The sequence below is a fragment of the Sphingomonas sp. G5 genome (genome assembly GCF_052660795.1).
On record NZ_CP109660.1, the window covers coordinates 186,089 to 203,510 of the forward strand.

Annotated in this window: 17 protein-coding genes; 7 read left to right on the forward strand and 10 right to left on the reverse strand. The window is 69.9% G+C overall.

The window, feature by feature from the left end:
- Positions 1-10 precede the first annotated feature (10 nt).
- From NE358_RS00900 to NE358_RS00935, 8 genes are all read right to left on the reverse strand, one after another.
- On the reverse strand, positions 11-295 hold the full coding sequence (locus NE358_RS00900) for a WXG100 family type VII secretion target (RefSeq protein WP_170210745.1): 285 nt from the start codon (positions 293-295) through the stop codon (positions 11-13).
- The gene (locus NE358_RS00905; protein ID WP_181904578.1) at positions 292-780 is read right to left on the reverse strand and encodes a hypothetical protein; all 489 of its coding nucleotides are present in this window, start codon (positions 778-780) and stop codon (positions 292-294) included. The genes NE358_RS00900 and NE358_RS00905 overlap by 4 nt, the downstream gene beginning before the upstream one ends.
- Positions 777-2,045, reverse strand: a complete 1,269-nt coding sequence (locus tag NE358_RS00910) for a putative T7SS-secreted protein (RefSeq protein ID WP_116238820.1) — start codon at positions 2,043-2,045, stop codon at positions 777-779. The genes NE358_RS00905 and NE358_RS00910 overlap by 4 nt, the downstream gene beginning before the upstream one ends.
- Positions 2,042-2,323, reverse strand: a complete 282-nt coding sequence (locus NE358_RS00915; RefSeq protein WP_116238819.1) for a hypothetical protein — start codon at positions 2,321-2,323, stop codon at positions 2,042-2,044. The genes NE358_RS00910 and NE358_RS00915 overlap by 4 nt, the downstream gene beginning before the upstream one ends.
- A gap of 150 nt (positions 2,324-2,473) precedes the next feature.
- Complete coding sequence (gene hpxO, locus NE358_RS00920; RefSeq protein ID WP_116238818.1) at positions 2,474-3,658, reverse strand: FAD-dependent urate hydroxylase HpxO; 1,185 nt, start codon at positions 3,656-3,658, stop codon at positions 2,474-2,476.
- Positions 3,659-3,666: 8 nt separating this feature from the next.
- Positions 3,667-3,987: a hydroxyisourate hydrolase gene (gene uraH / locus NE358_RS00925; RefSeq protein WP_115916147.1), complete on the reverse strand. Its 321-nt coding sequence runs from the start codon at positions 3,985-3,987 to the stop codon at positions 3,667-3,669.
- Positions 3,984-4,511 carry a 2-oxo-4-hydroxy-4-carboxy-5-ureidoimidazoline decarboxylase gene (gene uraD / locus NE358_RS00930; protein ID WP_289940552.1) on the reverse strand — a complete coding sequence of 176 codons (528 nt, stop codon included), beginning with the start codon at positions 4,509-4,511 and terminating at the stop codon, positions 3,984-3,986. The genes uraH and uraD overlap by 4 nt, the downstream gene beginning before the upstream one ends.
- Before the next feature lie 207 nt (positions 4,512-4,718).
- The gene (locus tag NE358_RS00935) at positions 4,719-5,357 is read right to left on the reverse strand and encodes a helix-turn-helix domain-containing protein (RefSeq protein ID WP_141378441.1); all 639 of its coding nucleotides are present in this window, start codon (positions 5,355-5,357) and stop codon (positions 4,719-4,721) included.
- Positions 5,358-5,517: 160 nt separating this feature from the next.
- On the opposite strand from NE358_RS00935, the gene NE358_RS00940 reads away from it, so the two are divergent.
- From NE358_RS00940 to NE358_RS00970, 7 genes are all read left to right on the forward strand, one after another.
- Positions 5,518-7,191, forward strand: coding sequence for an NCS1 family nucleobase:cation symporter-1 (locus NE358_RS00940; protein ID WP_246078349.1), 1,674 nt, complete (start codon positions 5,518-5,520; stop codon positions 7,189-7,191).
- Positions 7,188-8,027 carry an aspartate/glutamate racemase family protein gene (locus tag NE358_RS00945; RefSeq protein WP_170210744.1) on the forward strand — a complete coding sequence of 280 codons (840 nt, stop codon included), beginning with the start codon at positions 7,188-7,190 and terminating at the stop codon, positions 8,025-8,027. Before NE358_RS00940 ends, NE358_RS00945 begins: the two co-directional genes overlap by 4 nt.
- 51 nt (positions 8,028-8,078) lie before the next feature.
- A complete protein-coding gene (allB, locus tag NE358_RS00950; protein WP_141378442.1) occupies positions 8,079-9,413 on the forward strand; it encodes an allantoinase AllB in 1,335 nt (444 codons plus the stop codon).
- Positions 9,410-10,612 (forward strand): acetamidase/formamidase family protein, encoded by a 1,203-nt coding sequence (locus NE358_RS00955; RefSeq protein WP_499318161.1) that lies wholly within the window; start codon positions 9,410-9,412, stop codon positions 10,610-10,612. Before allB ends, NE358_RS00955 begins: the two co-directional genes overlap by 4 nt.
- A gap of 220 nt (positions 10,613-10,832) precedes the next feature.
- Positions 10,833-12,491, forward strand: coding sequence for an AtzH-like domain-containing protein (locus NE358_RS00960; RefSeq protein WP_289940559.1), 1,659 nt, complete (start codon positions 10,833-10,835; stop codon positions 12,489-12,491).
- 175 nt (positions 12,492-12,666) lie between these two features.
- Entirely contained in the window at positions 12,667-13,899 is a 1,233-nt protein-coding gene (locus NE358_RS00965) for a pyridoxal-phosphate-dependent aminotransferase family protein (RefSeq protein ID WP_289940562.1), read from the forward strand.
- 16 nt (positions 13,900-13,915) lie between these two features.
- On the forward strand, positions 13,916-15,199 hold the full coding sequence (locus NE358_RS00970) for an allantoate amidohydrolase (RefSeq protein ID WP_289940565.1): 1,284 nt from the start codon (positions 13,916-13,918) through the stop codon (positions 15,197-15,199).
- A 160-nt stretch (positions 15,200-15,359) separates the two neighbouring features.
- Here NE358_RS00970 and NE358_RS00975 read toward each other — a convergent pair whose 3' ends face one another.
- Positions 15,360-16,766 (reverse strand): hypothetical protein, encoded by a 1,407-nt coding sequence (locus NE358_RS00975; protein ID WP_289940567.1) that lies wholly within the window; start codon positions 16,764-16,766, stop codon positions 15,360-15,362.
- Entirely contained in the window at positions 16,763-17,281 is a 519-nt protein-coding gene (locus NE358_RS00980; RefSeq protein WP_103207002.1) for a MarR family winged helix-turn-helix transcriptional regulator, read from the reverse strand. Before NE358_RS00980 ends, NE358_RS00975 begins: the two co-directional genes overlap by 4 nt.
- Positions 17,282-17,422 lie beyond the last annotated feature (141 nt).

The following is a 17,422-nucleotide window of genomic DNA, read 5'->3' on the forward strand; positions in this document are numbered from 1 at the left end:
TGATGTGGACTCAGGTCCAGAGGCGAGTTACCAGCGCCTCAGCGGTCTCGAATGCCGAGCGCGCCGCATCCATCCCCGACGCCGCGTCAGCCAAACTCGTGTTCATGCGCTCGAGAGCGTCCGACCACTGTCGCTGGGCCGCGTCGTAGGCGTTTCTCGCGTCTCCTGTCCATTCGGCTCGGCCTGCGGCGACGGCGGCATCGAGGTCGTCGAGATGTCGCTCGATGGACACGGTTGCGTCGCGGAGCGCATCGATGAGCTCTGCATGGCGGTCGCCGTCGAAACGGATGGTCACGGCTGCGGTTTCGGCCAGGCGAGGTCGTACCAGCGCAACTCGTACGCGGACGGGATCTCGCCGGTCTCGTAGTAGTGGAAGAAGATGTCGGTCGCTTCGTCGAGTGCGAAGACCTCGTCGGGATACACGGTGGCCTTCCGTGTGCCGTCGAAGAAGGGGATGTCGACGGAGGGCTCTCCGGAGTGGTCGCCGCCGTGGCCGACGATGTAATGCCGGTCTTGACCGTCGTCGTCGATCTTGTGCCATTCAATCGTCATCGCGTCGGAGGTGCCGGCGCACTGCAAGAAGACCGGGCTTCCGCCCTCATGGAGGTAGTCGACAAAGTTTTTGGCATCGGGAATTGGCGCGAGCATCAGGGTGGACCGTTTGCCGGATTGCATCAGGGTGAGCAAGTTTTCCAGCAACTCTCGGGCTGGTCGTATTCGCGGCTTGAGCTCAGTCGAACGAGAGCCATCGACCGTGTAATAGTGCCGCTTTACCGTCATGGTACAACCGATATCAGCACGTCGGTGATTGTCATTTTCTGCCCCCTGATCGTAACGGTTGCAGGGTTGTCGGGGGAGATGGAATCATCGAACGATTTCTGGTTCTCTGCGTTCTTCATGTATTTCTCGTAACCCGTTCCACTCTTCACCTCGATGGCTGTATAAGTGCCGTCGTCGTTTTTTACATATCCGTCGAAGTAGCGTTGCTGGGTGGAGCCCTCGATCGAAGACCGAGCCCTCTGGCGCTCCACCGGGACCTTCAGTTCAGCTTCGACTTCATCGAGACCGATTTTTTCCTTATCTACCCACGGCTTGTTCGTTTGCCCATGCGCAAACTGCCCGTAGTCGTCACGGCCATCTCCTCGATCGGCCCCATGCTGCTTCTCCATCAGCATGACACCCGCGCTGCCGGTTGCCTCACCGGCCAGCTTCGAGGCGCCCGCGGCCGCCAACGCGCCGCCGGTCCCCGCGACGGCGACGCCACCGACGACCGCGGCCCCGCCCGGAACGCTTCCCACCCCGGTCGCGGCCAGCCCTCCACCACCGAGAGCTGTCGCGCCGCCGCCGATCATCATCGCCCCGCCACCCAGGAGAGCGAGGAGTGCGTCTGGATTGCGCAAGATGGCATTACCGACCGAGGCGGTACCGTTCACCAGGTTCGCCAGGGTGTCCCAGTGAATCTGGCCTTGCACGACGAGCGCTCCCAAGAAGAGCGCGCCGGCCCCTTCCCACGTGAGTGCTTCCGGCGGCGTGATCGCGGTCACCGCATGTGCGGCGGTGTCGCCCGCGTCTCGGACCTCGGACCGGGCATAGGCGAGCAAACTTTGCGCGTCACTTCGAGTTGCTGCGCCGGCGTCTGTGTAGAAGGGGACGATGCCTGTCGCGCCCGCCTGGCGTTCCGCCTGCCGGTAGCTCTCGACCCCTGCGGCCGTTTGCGCCTGCGCAACCTGCCACATGGCGATGGCATCGCCCGCCTTCTGCTGTGCCCACCCGAGTACGGTTGCGTATTCGTCTAGCGCGTCGGCTGCCGTGGTCAGTGACTCCCCCAGCTGTTGCCATTGCGTCCCCACGTCGGGGAGACGGGCAGCGAAGCCGTCCGCGGCTGCCCCTTCCCAGCCCTCCGGCGAGGGAAGGCTCGTTAGCTGAGCGGCGATGTCCCCCGCAGTACGTGCATTCTCTCGCCACCGCGATACGAATTCGTCCAGACCGCTCACCGACCCGGGGATGAGGTCGACCGGGTCGGACGTCTGCCCGAGTTCGCTCACCTCTCGACCGTCCCGCCGGGCACCACGAGGTCTTGATCGGTGCTCTCGTACAGGTCGGCACTCTGCCGGAGCCGCTCGACGAGGTGACCGAGGTCCTCGATCGCGCTTCTCCACGCTTCAGCCGTGTCGACCGCAAGAAGCGAGATAGCCTTCGCCGCGGCGGCGTGGCCGATATCGGCCGGACACGTCTCGACGAATGAACCCGCGGAGTCGCGCACACCCTCGATGTGCGCGGCGGTCGAGCGCAGAGCCTCAGGATCGACGGAGAATCTTGGCACGAGAGCCCCCTCTCGCCGACGAGGGTAATGCTTTGATGGCGCGAGCGCTGTTTTCCTTCGACTTCTCCTAGGAGGATTCACCCGGGTGAAACGTGAGTTCCCCGCACTCGCCCGGGATCGTTCCCTGTGGCAGCGGGGAGCCGGCGGTCCTCAGCGCATCACACTCGCGCCGAGCTCGACCGGACTGCCCTCGATGTTGCCGACGATCCCGCGGATCACGCCCGTGCCGTCTTCGCGGCGCAGGCCGTCGTACCAGGCCTGGGTCGCGGCGACGTCGAAGGCGTGGGTCTCGTGGGCGCGCTTGCGGGCGCGCAGCACGAGGTCGCCCGCGCGTTCGGTGCGGATGCGTTCGTAGCGCTTGAGCGAATCCTCGACGCCGAGGGTCGACGTGGCGAACACGATGCCGAGCGCGAAGCTGTCTTCGAGCGCCGAGCACGCGCCCTGCCCGATGTCGGGGGCGGTGTTGTGCGCCGCGTCGCCGAGGATCGCCACGCGGCCCCGCACCCACGTGTCGAAGGGGTCGATGTCCCAGATCTCCACGCGGTTGAGCGACTCGTCGGGGTCGATGCCGTCGAGCAGTGCCCGCACGCCCGGTGCGCCCCACGACCCGAAGGCGTGCTCCAGCGCCGCCATGCGGTCTTCGACCACGCCCGAGGGCCCGGGCACATCGACGAAGAAGTAGAAGCGGTCGCCCGCGACGGGCATCACGGCGCAGCGCTTTCCGTCGCCCACGTACGTCGTCCACTGGTCGAGCGGCCCGATCCGCTCGTCGGCCGCCACCAGGCCGTTGTAGTTCACGTACCCCGAGTAGGAGCGCTCGGGACGGATGCCGGTGGGCTCGGTGACGTAATCCCGCACGAGCGACCGGGCGCCGTCGGCTCCGATCAACAGCTCGGCGAAGTCGGTGGAGCCGTCGGCGAACGTGGCGGTCACGATGCCGTCGGCCTCGTAGACCCCGGTCAGCTGTTTGCCGAGGTGGATGTTGTCGGAGCCGACGGCATCCATCATCAGCTGCTGCAGGTCGGCGCGGGCGACGGGGTACGGGCGCTGGCCGGTCTGTTCGGTGACCGGGGCGAGACTGAAGCGGCACATCTCGTCGCCGGTGTGGCCGTCGTAGTAGGCCATGTCGTCCATGCGCCCGCCGAGGGCGGCGACCTGCGGGCCGAGGCCGAGCCAGTTGAGCACCTTCACGCCGTTCGACCACAGCGACAGTGCGGCTCCGACCGGCCGGTTCTCGCGCATGCGGTCGTAGACGACGACCTCGTGGCCGAGTTTCTGCAGGGCGAGGGCGGCGGAGGTTCCGCCGACTCCGGCTCCGATGACGATGACCTTCATGACGCTCCTCAGCTGCCGCGGTAGGTCGAGTAGGCGAAGGGGCTCAACAGCAACGGCACGTGCAGGTGCTGCTCGCCCGAGACGGTGAAGGCGACGGTGACCACGGGGTGGAACGACGGCACGTCGCGCCCACGGAAGTACGCGCCCGTCGCGAAGGTCAGCGAATAGTCGCCGTCGTCGAGCCGGTCGGGGCCAAGGGCCAGGCGCCCGTCGGCGTCGGTGGACCCCTCCGCGACCGCGGTGCCGTCGAGACGGGCCAGCGTCACTGTAACGCCGGGCGCGGGCGTGCCAGCTGTGGCATCCAGGATGTGGGTGGTGACGTGGGTCATTCGGCGTCCTCGGGTTCGGTGGGAGCGTCGTCGGCGAAGGTGGTCCGCAGGCGCAGCAGCGCGATCTCGGCGAGCTGGCGGGTGGCCTCGATCGTCTCGGCGTCGGGGTCGTTGCCGAGCCGGCGCTCGAGCTCGGCGCGCATCTCGCTCGGCGTGCGCCCGGCGGCGCGGATGAGGAAGACGCGACCGAAGCGCTCCTCGTACGCGGCGTTGCCCGCGGCGATGGCCGCCACGTCATCGTCGGCGGCGGATGCCATCGAGCCCTGCTCGCGACGTGATGCCGCGGCCTCGGCCCCGTCGCCCGACACTTTCGCGCCGATACGGGGGTGGGCGTGGAGAGCTGCCTCGAGGTCGGCAGGCGACCACGCGGCGGCGAGGTCTCCGGCGTAGGCGGCGAGGGCGTCGACGCTCGCGTAGGGGCGGCCCGCGACGACGGCGTCGACCCAGCCCGGAACGTCGGCCCAGACGCGGGCGACGGCGACCGCTTCGGCATCGTCGGCGGCGTTGAAGTCGGAGAGGTGCATACGCGCCACGCTAGGCGGTGCGCGTTACGCGGCTGTAGCGGGATGTGTCGGCGATGTTGCTGTGGGCAACATCCCGGGCGGGGTTCGCGGTCACGAGAACAGGGGATGTCATGAGAACAGGCCGTTGCGACCGGTTGCGGCCTGTCGTGGTTGTCTTCCCCTGTTCTGGTGACGCGAGACGCCGCGGGTGGTGAGCCGGGCCCTGCGTCAGGCGTGCACGATCAGCCAGTGCGCCACGGCATCCACGTCACCGGTGTTGTGCAGGCGGTGGGGGACCGAGCAGGGGTAGCTGATGGCATCGCCGGCGCGCAGGATCACGCGCTCGGCCTCGAAGTCGATGGTGAGCTCGCCCGCGACGACCGTGCCGACCTCGTACCCCTCGTGGTGGAACAGCCCGTCGGCGCCGTGCGCGGCCGCTCCGGGCGGGTAGATCGACTCGAAGTAGTCGACGCCGGGAGAGGACCCCGGGGTGAGCCGGCGGAACGACACCCCGCTGTCGAGCACGATGTCGGGCGACTGGCCCGCGCGCTGCAGGGTGAATCCCGAGGGACCGGCGGGTTCGACGGAACGACCGGATGCCGGGTCGAAGGCCGCGACGAGCGGAACGCCGAGGGCGTCGGTGATGGCGATGAGGCGCGAGACGCTCGGCTGCATCACGCCGCGCTCGATCTGCGAGACGGCGCTGGGGGAGATGCCGAGGGTCTTCGCGAGGGCGCGTGCCGAGATGCCGCGCGCCTGCCGCAGGTCGCGGATGCGGGTGCCGACGGAGGTCGTGGCCTCGGATTCGTGGGAGGAAGCGGCGGCAGCGGCAGTCTCGACGGCGTCGGCGAGGGATGGCTGCGGCATGCCCCGAGTCTAAGGATCGCCGAGGGTGTGAAGGAGCGACTTCACATGCTCGTTACAAACGCGAAACCGCCGCGGTGATGTGAACCAATAACTTCACATCAGAGCTCCACTCCGGCCGCGGACTCCACGTCGTGGCATCCATCGTCCTGAGAGGATTGACATGACTTCGACCCCGCTCACCGGCCCCCACGATCTCGTGGAGGCCGCCGGCCACCCCCACGGGGGTGGCAACATGAAGCCCCACTACGACGATCGTCTCGCCAACGAAGACCTCGCGCCCCTGCGGAAGCAGAAGTGGTCGAGCTACAACATCTTCGCGTTCTGGATGAGCGACGTGCACTCGGTCGGCGGTTACGTCACCGCCGGTTCGCTCTTCGCGCTCGGTCTTCAGTCGTGGCAGGTGTTCGTCGCCCTCATCGCGGGCATCGTCATCGTGCAGGTCTTCGCGAACATGGTCGCCAAGCCCAGTCAGAAGACGGGCGTGCCCTACCCCGTCATCAACCGCGTGGTCTTCGGCATCCGGGGTGCCAACATCCCCGCGATCATCCGCGGCCTCATCGCCATCGCCTGGTACGGGGTGCAGACGTTCCTCGCGGCCGAGTCGCTCAACATCATCTTCCTGAAGTTCATCCCGGGCTCCGCGGCCCTGCTCGACGTCTCGTTCGCGGGCCTGTCGGCGCTGGGCTGGATCTCGTACGCGATCCTCTGGGTCGCGCAGTTCCTGCTCTTCTGGAACGGCATGGAGGTCATCCGCCGCTTCATCGACTGGGCCGGCCCCGCCGTCTACGTCGTGATGATCATCCTCGCCGTCTACCTCGTCTCGCAGGCCGGCGTCCAGAACATCTCCTTCACGCTCTCGACGACCCAGCTCGACTTCTGGGCGTCCATCCCGGTCATGTTCGCCGCCATCGCCCTCGTCGTGTCGTACTTCTCCGGCCCGATGCTGAACTTCGGCGACTTCGCCCGCTACGGCAAGAGCTTCGAGGCGGTCAAGAAGGGCAACTTCTGGGGTCTGCCGATCAACTTCATGTTCTTCTCGCTGCTGACCGTCATCACCGCGTCGGCCACCGTGCCGGTGTTCGGTGCGCTCATCACCGACCCGATCAAGACTGTCGAGCAGATCGACACGCCCTTCGCGATCCTGCTCGGCGGCCTGACCTTCGTCACGGCCACGGTCGGCATCAACATCGTCGCCAACTTCATCTCGCCCGCCTTCGACTTCTCCAACGTCGCCCCGAAGAAGATCTCGTGGCGCGCGGGCGGCATGATCGCCGCCGTCGGGTCGACCTTCCTCATGCCCTGGAACTGGTACTCCAACGCCGACGCCATCCACTACTCGCTCGGTGTGCTGGGCGCGCTGATCGGCCCGCTGTTCGGCATCCTGATCGCCGGCTACTACATCGCCGCTCGCCAGCGGGTGAAGGTCGACGCGATGTTCACGATGGACACCCAGGGGCCCTACTGGTACCGCAACGGCTTCAACCCGAACGCGGTCAAGGCCGTCGTCTTCGCGGGTGTTCCGACGGTCGCGATCGCGATCTTCCCGAAGCTCTTCGCCGACCTGGGCCTGTTCGACATCGCCGCCATCAGCGACTACAGCTGGTTCATCGGCTGCGGTCTCGGCTACGTGCTGTTCCTGTTCTTCGAGCGTCTCGACCCCCGCATCCCGACGTTCGACGGCGAGACCGAGGGCATCTCCGACGGCACCGTCGACGGAGCCGCCGCCACCACGGCATCCGAGCCGTCGGCCGTCTCGGCTCCGGTCGCCGTCGTGACGAGCACGGTTCCGGATGCCGCGGCCCCCGGTACGACTTCCCGCGAGGCGCTCGCGTGAGGATCCTGCTCATCAACCCCAACACCTCCCGGGCGATGACCGCGAAGATCGCGGACGCCGCCCGGGGGGTGGCGGGACCCGATGTGATCGTCGATGCCGTGTGCCCGAGCGTCGGGGCGGCGGCGATCGAGAGCCACACCGACGAGATCGCGGCGGCCGCCGCCGTGGTCGAGCTGATCGCGGCGGACCGCGACGGAACCGACCCCGCAGACGCGTACGTGATCGCCTGCTTCGGCGACCCGGGGCTCGACGCGGCGCGCGAGCTGGTCGAGGTGCCGGTGGTGGGCATCGCCGAGGCGGCGATGCACCTGGCAGCGGTGTCGGGCCGGCACTTCGGGGTGGTCACGACGCTCAGCCGGACGCTGGGGCGCGCGCACGACCTCGTGTCGCGGTACGGCATGGAGCGGGCGTGCGTCTCGCTCGCCGCGACGGGGATTCCCGTGCTCGACCTCGAGGACACCGACTCGCCCGCCGTGGAGACCATCGCGCGGTATAGCGCCGACGCGGCCGCCGGGGGCGCCGACGTCATCGTGCTCGGGTGCGCAGGCATGGCCGATCTCTGCATCGAGCTCACGGCACGCGTGGGTATTCCGGTCGTCGACGGGGTCGCGGCGGCGGTGGGCATGGCATCCGGGATGGTGCGGATGGGGCTCGGTACGAGCAAGCGCGACGAGTACGCACGGCCGCCGCGGGCCTTCGCCGGTGGCCTCGGAGTGCTGGGCGAGCGCGATGTGTCGCCGCACCCGTCGGCCGGTGGCCCCGGGGTGACTTCTGACGCGCCGGGGGCAGCGACACCGCCCCGCGCCGCCGTCGTCACCTCGAAGGTGTTCGCATGAATGTTGATGACGGTTACATCGGCGAAACGCGAGGCGCTTAGCGTGAACGGCATGAGCACCCGGATCGCCGCCCGCCGCGTCTTCGTCGACGGGGCTTTCGCGCCCGCCACGGTCGTCATCGACGACGGGGTGATCGACGCCCTCGAGCCGTTCGACGCCTCCGCCGACACGGTCCTCCCCGCCGACGCGGTGCTGCTGCCCGGGCTCGTCGATTCGCATGTGCATCTCGACGAGCCCGGCCGCACCGAGTGGGAGGGCTTCGCCACGGGCACCGCCGCGGCGGCCGCGGGAGGCGTCACCACGATCGTCGACATGCCGCTGAACAGCCTCCCCGTGACCACGACCGTCGAGGCACTGGATGCCAAGCGCCGGGCCGCCGCAGGAAAGCTCGCCGTCGATGTCGCGTACTGGGGCGGCGCGGTCCCCGAGAACCTCGGGTCGCTCCGTGCTCTCGCCGACGCCGGGGTCATGGGCTTCAAGTGCTTCCTCTCTCCCAGCGGGATCGACGAGTTCGGCCATCTCGATGCCGAGCAGCTCGAGCGGTGCCTCGCCGAGCTCGCCGAGTTCGACGGGCTTCTGATCGTCCATGCCGAAGACCCCGCACATCTGCACGCCGACGGCCCTCTGGGGCAGCGCTACAGCGACTTCGAGGCCAGTCGCCCGCCGATGAGCGAGCGCGCCGCGATCCTCCGCGTCATCGACGCCGCCCGCCGCACGGGCGCCCGGGCGCACATCGTGCACGTGTCCGACGGGGGAGCGCTCGACGCCGTCCGCGCGGCGAAGGCCGAGGGCGTCCGCCTCACCGTCGAGACGTGCCCGCACTACCTCACGCTCGACGCGTCGGCGGTGCCGGACGGCGCGGGAGCGTTCAAATGCTGCCCGCCCATCCGCGGCGGCGCCAACCGCGACCTGCTCTGGGCGGGTGTCGTCGACGGCACGATCGACGCGATCGTCAGCGACCACTCACCCGCAACCGTCGAGTTGAAGGGCAACCCCGACTTCGGTCTCGCGTGGGGTGGGATCGCGGGACTGCAGACCGGCTTGTCGGCCGTGCACACCACGGCCCGCGAGCGGGGACTCGCGTTCGAGTCGTTGCTGCCCCTGATGACGACCGGACCCGCGCGCATCGCGGGCCTCGAGGGGCTGGGCGTCATCGCCCCCGGCGCTCCCGCGCACCTGATGGCGTTCGCTCCTGACGAGGAGTTCACGGTGGATGCCGCGGCCCTCGAGTACCGCAACCCCGTCTCGCCCTGGCACGGTCAGACCCTCACGGGGGTCGTCCGCGAGACGTGGCTGCGCGGCGAGCCGGTCTACCGTCGCGGGGCCGCGGTGACCGAGCGTGAGGGGCGCGAGATCCTGCGCACGGCGACGGCGGTACAGGCGTGAGCGCCGCCACGGCGCCCGAGCCCGGCGCCCTGACCACGGCGGGGATTCCCGGGGGGACCCGTGTCCCCGCCGTGCCGATCCTGCAGCCCGGTGAGGGCCCCATCCCCGCCGCCCACTACCTCCCAGCCACGCCCGACACCGTGCTGTGGGGACGCCTCCCCTGCGCGACCGACGCCCCCGTGCTCGAGATCTCCTCGGGCGAGAGCGTGACGATCGACACCGTGAGCCACGAGGGCATCCTCGACGACCAGGGCAAAGACCCCGCCGCGTACTTCGCCGCGCACGGTGTCGCCGCCGACGACGTGCTCGTCGACGCGATCGAGATCGCGGCATCCGTGGCTCGAGATCCCTTCGCCGACGGACCGCACGTCGTCGTCGGCCCGGTGCACGTGAAAGACGCGCATCCCGGCGACCTGCTCAAGATCACGGTCGAGTCGCTCGTCCCGCGCGTTCCGTACGGCGTGATCTCGAACCGGCACGGCAAGGGCGCCCTCGTCGGCGAGCTGCCCCGAGGCGAGCACAACGTCAGCGTGTTCGCCGCGGTCGCCGAGCGCGACGGCATCCTGCACGGCACGCTTCCCCTCGTCGAGGGAGGGGATGCCGTGGTGTCGTTCCCGCTCGCGCCGTTCCTCGGCACGATGGGGGTGGCCGTCGCCGGCGACGAGCGTCCGCACTCCGTCCCGCCGGGCCCCCACGGCGGCAACATCGACATCAACCTTCTCATCGAGGGCGCGACCCTCTTCCTCCCCGTGCAGGTCGAGGGGGCGCTCGCCTACATCGGCGACCCGCACTTCGCCCAGGGCGACGGCGAGGTCGCGCTCACCGCGCTCGAGGCATCGCTGCGAGCGACCCTGCGGTTCGAGGTCATCCCCGCCGACGCCGCCCGCGCCGCATTCGGTGAGGTCACCGGCCCGTTGGTGCGGACCCCCGACTACCTCGTGCCGACCGGGATGGACCCCGACCTCGACGCCGCGATGCGCGCCTGCGTGCGTTCGTCGCTCGCGCTGCTCGGTGGCCGATGGGGCATGGACGAGCACCTCGCCTACGCGTACCTGTCGGCGGCGACCGACTTCGACATCTCACAGGTCGTCGACATCGTCTCGGGCGTGCACGCGCGCATCCGCGAAGCCGACTTCGCGGGTGTTCCGGCCGTGGAGCCCGAGGCATTGGCATCCGCTCCCGAAGGAGACGCCGCATGAGCCCCGTCCTCGCCGCCGCCCTGGCCCGCGCCGAGGCCGCTGACGCCGACTTGGCCTTCGACGCCCATGTCGCGCGCGCGCCGCGGGACGTCGACGCCGCGGGCCCGCCGTTCAGGCGGGGCGCCCCAGAGGTGGCTCCTTCCGGTCGAGTGTCCAAAACACCCGGACGATTTTCCTGGGTGTCCGGGTTTCTTGGACACTCAACGCAGCTGAGAGGCGGGTGACGCTCGTGACGGATGCCATGACCCCGCCGACCGAGACCGCCGCCGCCGGGTCGGTGCCGACCGGCCCCGCGCCCGAAGCTTCCGACACGGCGCCGATCCCTGCCGACCTCCGCGCCGCGTTCGACGCGTACGAGCGCGCGATCGTCGCGAACGACCTCGACGCGCTCGACGCCTTCTTCGCGCCCGGGCCCGACACCCTGCGCGGCGACCCGGCGGGACTGCTCGTCGGGCACGACGCGATCAGCGGGTTCCGCTCGCTGCGCGGAGGCGTGCCCCCGCGCGACATCGCCGAGGTGCACTACCGGCCGCTCTCGCCGGATGCCGCCCTGCTCATGTCGGTCTCGCGCTTCCACGGCGGAGGCCGCGGCCTGCAGACGCAGGTGTGGCAACGCCTCGACGGTCGGTGGCTCATCACCGCCGCTCACGTCGCGCCGCGCACGCCCCCGCTCGACAGGACCATCTGGCGCAGCGTCGGCGACCCCTTCCAGCAGGGCGCATGGGAGGGGCCGCTCGCGGGCCTGACCGTCGCCGTGAAAGATCTCTTCGCGATCGCCGGCTTCCGCATCGGCGCGGGCAACCCGACGTACCTCGAGCAAGCGCGACCCGAGAAGGCCACTGCCCCCGCCGTCGCCGACCTCCTGCGCGCCGGGGCGTCGCTGCGCGGGATCGCCCGCACCGACGAGTTCGCCTACTCGATCGCCGGAGACAATGTGCACTACGGCACCCCGCCCAACGGCGCGGTGGTCGGCGCCCTCCCCGGCGGATCGTCGAGCGGACCGGCATCCGCCGTCGCCCTCGGCCATGCCGATATCGGTCTCGCCACCGACACGGCCGGCTCGATCCGCGTGCCCGCGTCGTACCAGGGGCTCTGGGGCTTGCGCACGACCCACGACCTCGTGCCCCGGCAGGGCATGCTCCCCCTCGCGCAATCGTTCGACACGATCGGCTGGCTCACGCGCGACGGCGAGACGCTGCAGCGCGTCGCCGACTGGTGCCTGAGCTACGACGGCTCGTCCTCGACCGAGAACGTCCAGGGTGCCTCCGGGGAAGATCTCCCCTGGCGCTTCCTCGTGCCCGAGGAGATCCTCGCGTGCGTGGAGCCCGCGACCCGCGAGGCGTTCTCGCGGTTGCTCGCCGGGCTGTCGGCATCCGACGAGCCGCCGCCGTTCCGCGCCGTGTCGAGTGGAGACCTGGATGCCGCGTTCACGGCGTTCCGCACGGTGCAGGGCGCCGAGGCGTGGCGCAACGACGGCGAGTGGCTGCGGGCGCACCCCGGGGCCGTGGGCCCCGCCGTGGCGGAGCGCTTCGAGATCGCCTCGCGCATCACCGCGGCCGACGAAGCCGCCGCGCGCGAACACCTCGAGCCGATCGCCGCGCATTTCGCCGAACTGGTCGACGGGGCCGTCATGATCTTCCCGACCGTGCCCGGCCCCGCGCCGCAGCGCACCGCCGACGTCGACGCCGTGCGGGCCGCAACCCTGCGGATGACCGCGCCCGCTGCGATCGCGGGTCTTCCCGCTGTGTCGGTGCCGCTGCTCACCGTCGACGGCGCCCCGGTCGGGGTCTGTCTCGTCTCTCGGGCCGGTACCGATATCGCCCTCGTGCGCCTGGCCCGGCGCCTCGCCGAGGCCGCCGGCGCGGGGGTTGCCCGGTGAGTCGCGTCGTCCCGTCGTCGGGCCGTGCGAGACTCCTGACTTTCTCCCCCGTGGCGGCGGTGGCCCTCCCCGGGGTGGTGGCTGCCGTCGGTTCTTCAGGAGTTCGGCCCGCTCCGCCGCTCCCACCGTCTCGTCCCGCCCGCCCGAAGTCCCTGTCCCGCACCACGGAGTCCTGATGTCCCACCTCCCCGGCCCGATCGATCCGCCCGCCCGCCTGCTGATGGGCCCCGGCCCGATCTCGGCGTACCCCAGCGTGCTGCGCGCGATGGGGGCGCCGCTCGTCGGCCAGTACGACCCGTTCATGACGGCGACGATGACCGAGACGCAAGAGCTGTACCGCCAGGTCTGGGGCACGACGAACGACGCGACGTTGCTCATCGACGGCACGAGTCGCGCGGGCATCGAGGCCGCGATGGTCTCGCTCATCCGCCCCGGCGATCGCGTGCTCGTGCCCGTGTTCGGCCGCTTCGGCCACCTGCTGGCCGAGATCGCCGAGCGCGCTCTCGCCGAGGTCCACACGATCGAGGTGCCGTGGGGACAGGTCTTCCCGGTGTCGACGATCCGCGAGGCCGTCGAGCGGGTGAAACCCCACCTCGTCGCGTGCGTGCAGGGCGACACCTCGACCACGATGCTCCAACCGCTCGACGAGATCGGCGAGATCTGTCGCGCGCACGGCGCGCTGTTCTACACCGACGCCACCGCTTCGCTCGGCGGCAACCCCTTCGAGATGGACGGCTGGGGCCTGGACGCCGCGACCGCGGGACTGCAGAAATGCCTCGGCGGTCCCTCGGGGTCGGCGCCGCTGAGCCTCTCCGACCGCGCCGTCGAGGTGGTCCGTTCGCGGGCCCGGGTCGAGGCCGGAATCCGGGAGGAGGGCGATGCCGTGGCATCCGACTTCATCCGCTCGAACTACTTCGACCTCGCGATGATCCTCGACTATTGGGGACCGCGGCGCCTGAACCACCACACCGAGGCCACCACGATGCTCTACGGCGCGCGCGAGTGCGCCCGCGTGCTGCTTCTCGAGGGCCGGGATGCCGTGATCGAGCGCCACCGGCTGCACGGCGACGCGATGCTCGCCGGCGTCGAAGGCCTCGGGCTCACCGTCTTCGGCGACGTGGCCCACAAGATGACCAACGTGGTGGCGGTGGAGATTCCGGATGCCGTGGTCGGCGACGCCGTGCGCAGCGAGCTGCTCAGCGACTTCGGCATCGAGATCGGCACCTCATTCGGTCCGCTCCACGGCCGCGTCTGGCGGATCGGCACGATGGGGTACAACGCCCGCACCGACGCCGTGCTGACCACCCTCGCCGCCCTCGAGGCCGTGCTGCGGCGCCACGGTGCGGCGGTGCCCGCGGGTGGGGGCGTCGAGGCGGCCCAGGGCGTCTACGCGGCGGCGCGCTCGTGAGGCCGGGAGTTCGCGCGTGAGCACCGCCACCCGCCTGCAGGTCGCCCCCGAGCTCATCGCGTCGGCCGCCCGCCGCGTCATGGGTCGCTGCGAAGAGCTGGCCCGCGTCACCTCGACGCCCGGGAGCATCACGCGCGTCTACCTCTCGCCCGAGCACGCCCGCGTGAACCGGCTCGCCGCCGAATGGATGCGCGAGCTCGGCATGACCACGCGCCAGGACGCGGCGGGCAACCAGATCGGACGCCTCGCCCCCGCCGGAGCCCCCGATGCGCCGGCGCTGCTGATGGGCTCGCACCTCGACACCGTCCCGGACGCCGGACGCTTCGACGGCATCGTCGGGGTGCTGATGGCGCTCGAGGTCGTGCGAGTGATTCGCCGGGTCGACGCCGAGGGAACGGCATCCAGCCCCTTCCCCTTCGCGCTCGAGGTCGTCGCCTTCAGCGACGAAGAGGGCACGCGCTTCGGCAAGGCCCTGCTGGGGTCGTCGGCCGTGGCCGGGCAGTGGGACGAGTCCTGGTGGGAGTTGACGGATGCCGACGGCTCGACGCTGCGCGAAGCCTTCCGCGAGTTCGGGCTCGATCCCGGTCGCGTGGGGGAGGCCGCCCGTCGCTCCGAGCAGCTCGTCGGGTATCTCGAGGCGCACATCGAGCAGGGACCGGAACTGCACCGCAGCGGGCAGGCGCTCGCCGCGGTGTCATCGATCGCGTCGGCCAGACGGTTCCAGCTCGTGGTCGAGGGGGAGGCCCGCCACGCCGGCGGCACGCCCTACGACATGCGCCGCGATGCCCTCCTCGGCGCGAGCGAGGCCGCCCTCGCGGTCGAACGCATCTGCCGGGGCGAGCACCACATCGTGGGTACCGTAGGCCAGCTCGAGGCCTTCCCCGGAGCCGTGAACGTCGTGCCGGGCGAGGCGCACTTCTCTCTCGACCTGCGCGGAGAGTTCGACGACTCCCGCGACCACGCGTGGGACGAGATCGCACGCGAACTCGACGCCATCATGGGCCGTCGCGGGCTGCGCTGGACGGCCCGCGAGGTGCACAGCGCCCCGGCCGTGTTCTGCGCGCCCCTGCTGCAGGACGTCGTGCGCGCCGGCATCGGGGGCGAGGCCCCCACGCTCTTCAGCCGCGCCGGGCACGACGCGATGTCGATCGGTGCGATCACCGAGGTCGGCATGCTGTTCCTTCGCAACCCCGACGGCATCAGCCATCACCCCGACGAAGCCGTGGCCGGAGCGGATGTGGCGGCGGGGATCCGCGCGCTGGCCGAGGCGGTGCTGCACCTGGGGGCCGAGCGGCGCTGAGTTCCTCGTCGATCAGCGAGATGCCCGGGCAGTCGACATCGGTATCGCTCTCCGCCGTGACCGTGCCGTGCGGTGAGCAAGATCGACCGGCGTGGTCACCTGGCTGTACCTTCGCGGTGCGTTTGTGGTGCGAAACCGAACGGTTTCGCACCACCGTGCGTCAGGCCTTGATGAGGTGTCGCAGTGCTCGGGCTGCGGCGACGAGCTTGTTGAGCTTGTTCGGCAGTTTGACTTTGCCGAAGCTGTCGCTGGCGACCGGGCCGGCGAGGTGGTTTTGCAGGCGGCGGAAGCTGTCGATCTGGCGTGTCAGTAGGTCGATGTCCACGACGTCTTCGTTGGTTTCCGCGAGGAGGTAGAGGGGGCCGGTGACGAGGGCGATCGCGGGGATGCGGTGGTCGTAGAGCGGTTCGCCTTCGCCGAGGTGGATGAGGGCGCCGGGCTTGACGGGGTGGCCGGTCGGGTCGACGCCGTTCCACGTCGCGCGGGCCAGATCCGCGAGTTCCTTGGTGGTGGCGTAGAGCAGTTCGGGTTCGAGTTTCCCGGTGGGGCCGTAGGTGCCGGTGGCGGGGTCGACGTCGTAGTGCTTCGCGCCGAGGTGTTCGATCGCCAGGCCAGCGACGGCGTGTAGCGGACTCCCGGTTGACCACATCTCTGGGTGCGCGTCCAGCCAGGCGGTGGTGGCTTGGCCGTGGGAGGTGACGGCGGGGATGCGGAGGTGTCCGGCGGTGTAGATGAACACGATGGTGCGGTTGTGGGGCGCTGCTGCGGCGTCACGCGCGAGGGTGAGTAGTCCGATGTGGCCGTTCTCTTCGACGGCGTTGCCGCCGTCGCTGTGGGTGACTACCAGGATTGCTTCGTGGGCGTCGCTCCCGGAGCCGGGGGAGACAGCCCAGAGGGTGTCCATCGTGGCGCCGGGCACTCGCTCGGCGGCGAGGACGACTGTGGCGGTGGCGCCGGCTTCGGCCGCGGCGACGAGCGCGTCGGCTTCGGACTCGGGAGCCCACACGGCCGGGATGCCCTGGTAGTCACGGGTGAACGGCAGGTACTGGGCGTGCGCGGCCCCATCGGGTAGGTCACGCCAGACAGCGATCACCGCTCGCACCCCGGCTGCGCACGCCTTCGCCAGATCGGTGCCGCCAAGCTCTGACCCAACAACGGGGTTGGCGATCGAATCGAACGGATAGGTGCCGTCCCACGTGTCGACCAAGAGGGAGGAGGGGACGTCGATGTTGCGCATCTCCACCACGGCGATCTTCCCCGCAGCGTTCGCCCACTTCTTGCGTCGTCCGCGGAGGAGGACGAGGGGCGCCGTGACGCCCTCCGGGGGTGTCTCGCCGGAGTAGGGCCACGCCGAGGAGAGTTTCACCGCGCGGCCGGCGACGGTGAGCGCGACGTTTTCCGGGGACACTTCCCAGCGTTCGAAGGAGTGCGGGTCACGGTGCACCTGGTAGCCCAGGTCGGTGAGGTCTTGAGCGACGTCTTCGATGAGCGCGCGGTGCGCGCTAGTGGCGGAGTTGCGCGGGCCGAGTTCGTGCAGTCGACGGATCCGTGCGGCGTAGTCAGTCATGAGACCTCCCGAACGTGAGCGCTCGGGAGAACGAGGGGTGGTGTGACATGCGCGAGGGCGTTGTTCAGTGCGGGTAGGTCGATGCCGCGCGCGGCGAGCTGAGCGGCACCATCGGTAGACGCTTGGGCAATGCGGGGCGCGACCGCCTCCGCCGCCTCGAGGCCGGCGGGGGTGAGGCGGACGAGCACGCGGCGCCTGTTCGCCTCGTCAGGGCGCCGCTCGACAAGTCCGCGGTTTTCGAGGTGGCGCACCCGGTGGGTTACCGACCCCGCCGTGATGAAGAGCTGTGCCTGAAGGTCGCCCATCGCGATGTCCACCGGCGAATACCTCCACAGCACGAACAGAACGTCCCACTCCCAAAGGTCCAGCTCACTCCCCGCCAACACCACTGCCGAGTAGGCGGCGAGGGTGCGGTGCGCGAGAAACAGTCGCCGGTTCAACTCCAACGCCGACAAGTCCGCGTCGGGGAACCGAGCACCCCAGGCCTTCAAAACCTCATCCATGGCGTCTGTCATGACACCTCCAAAACTTTTATATCAAAATGTCGCGTACGGCATGCGCATTGCTTTCCTCACGTCATCTGTACGGGGCAGGTGTGCTGCAGTACCGATCGGTTTCACGCCTCCGCGGGACCGTCGACGGGGCGCCGCACATTG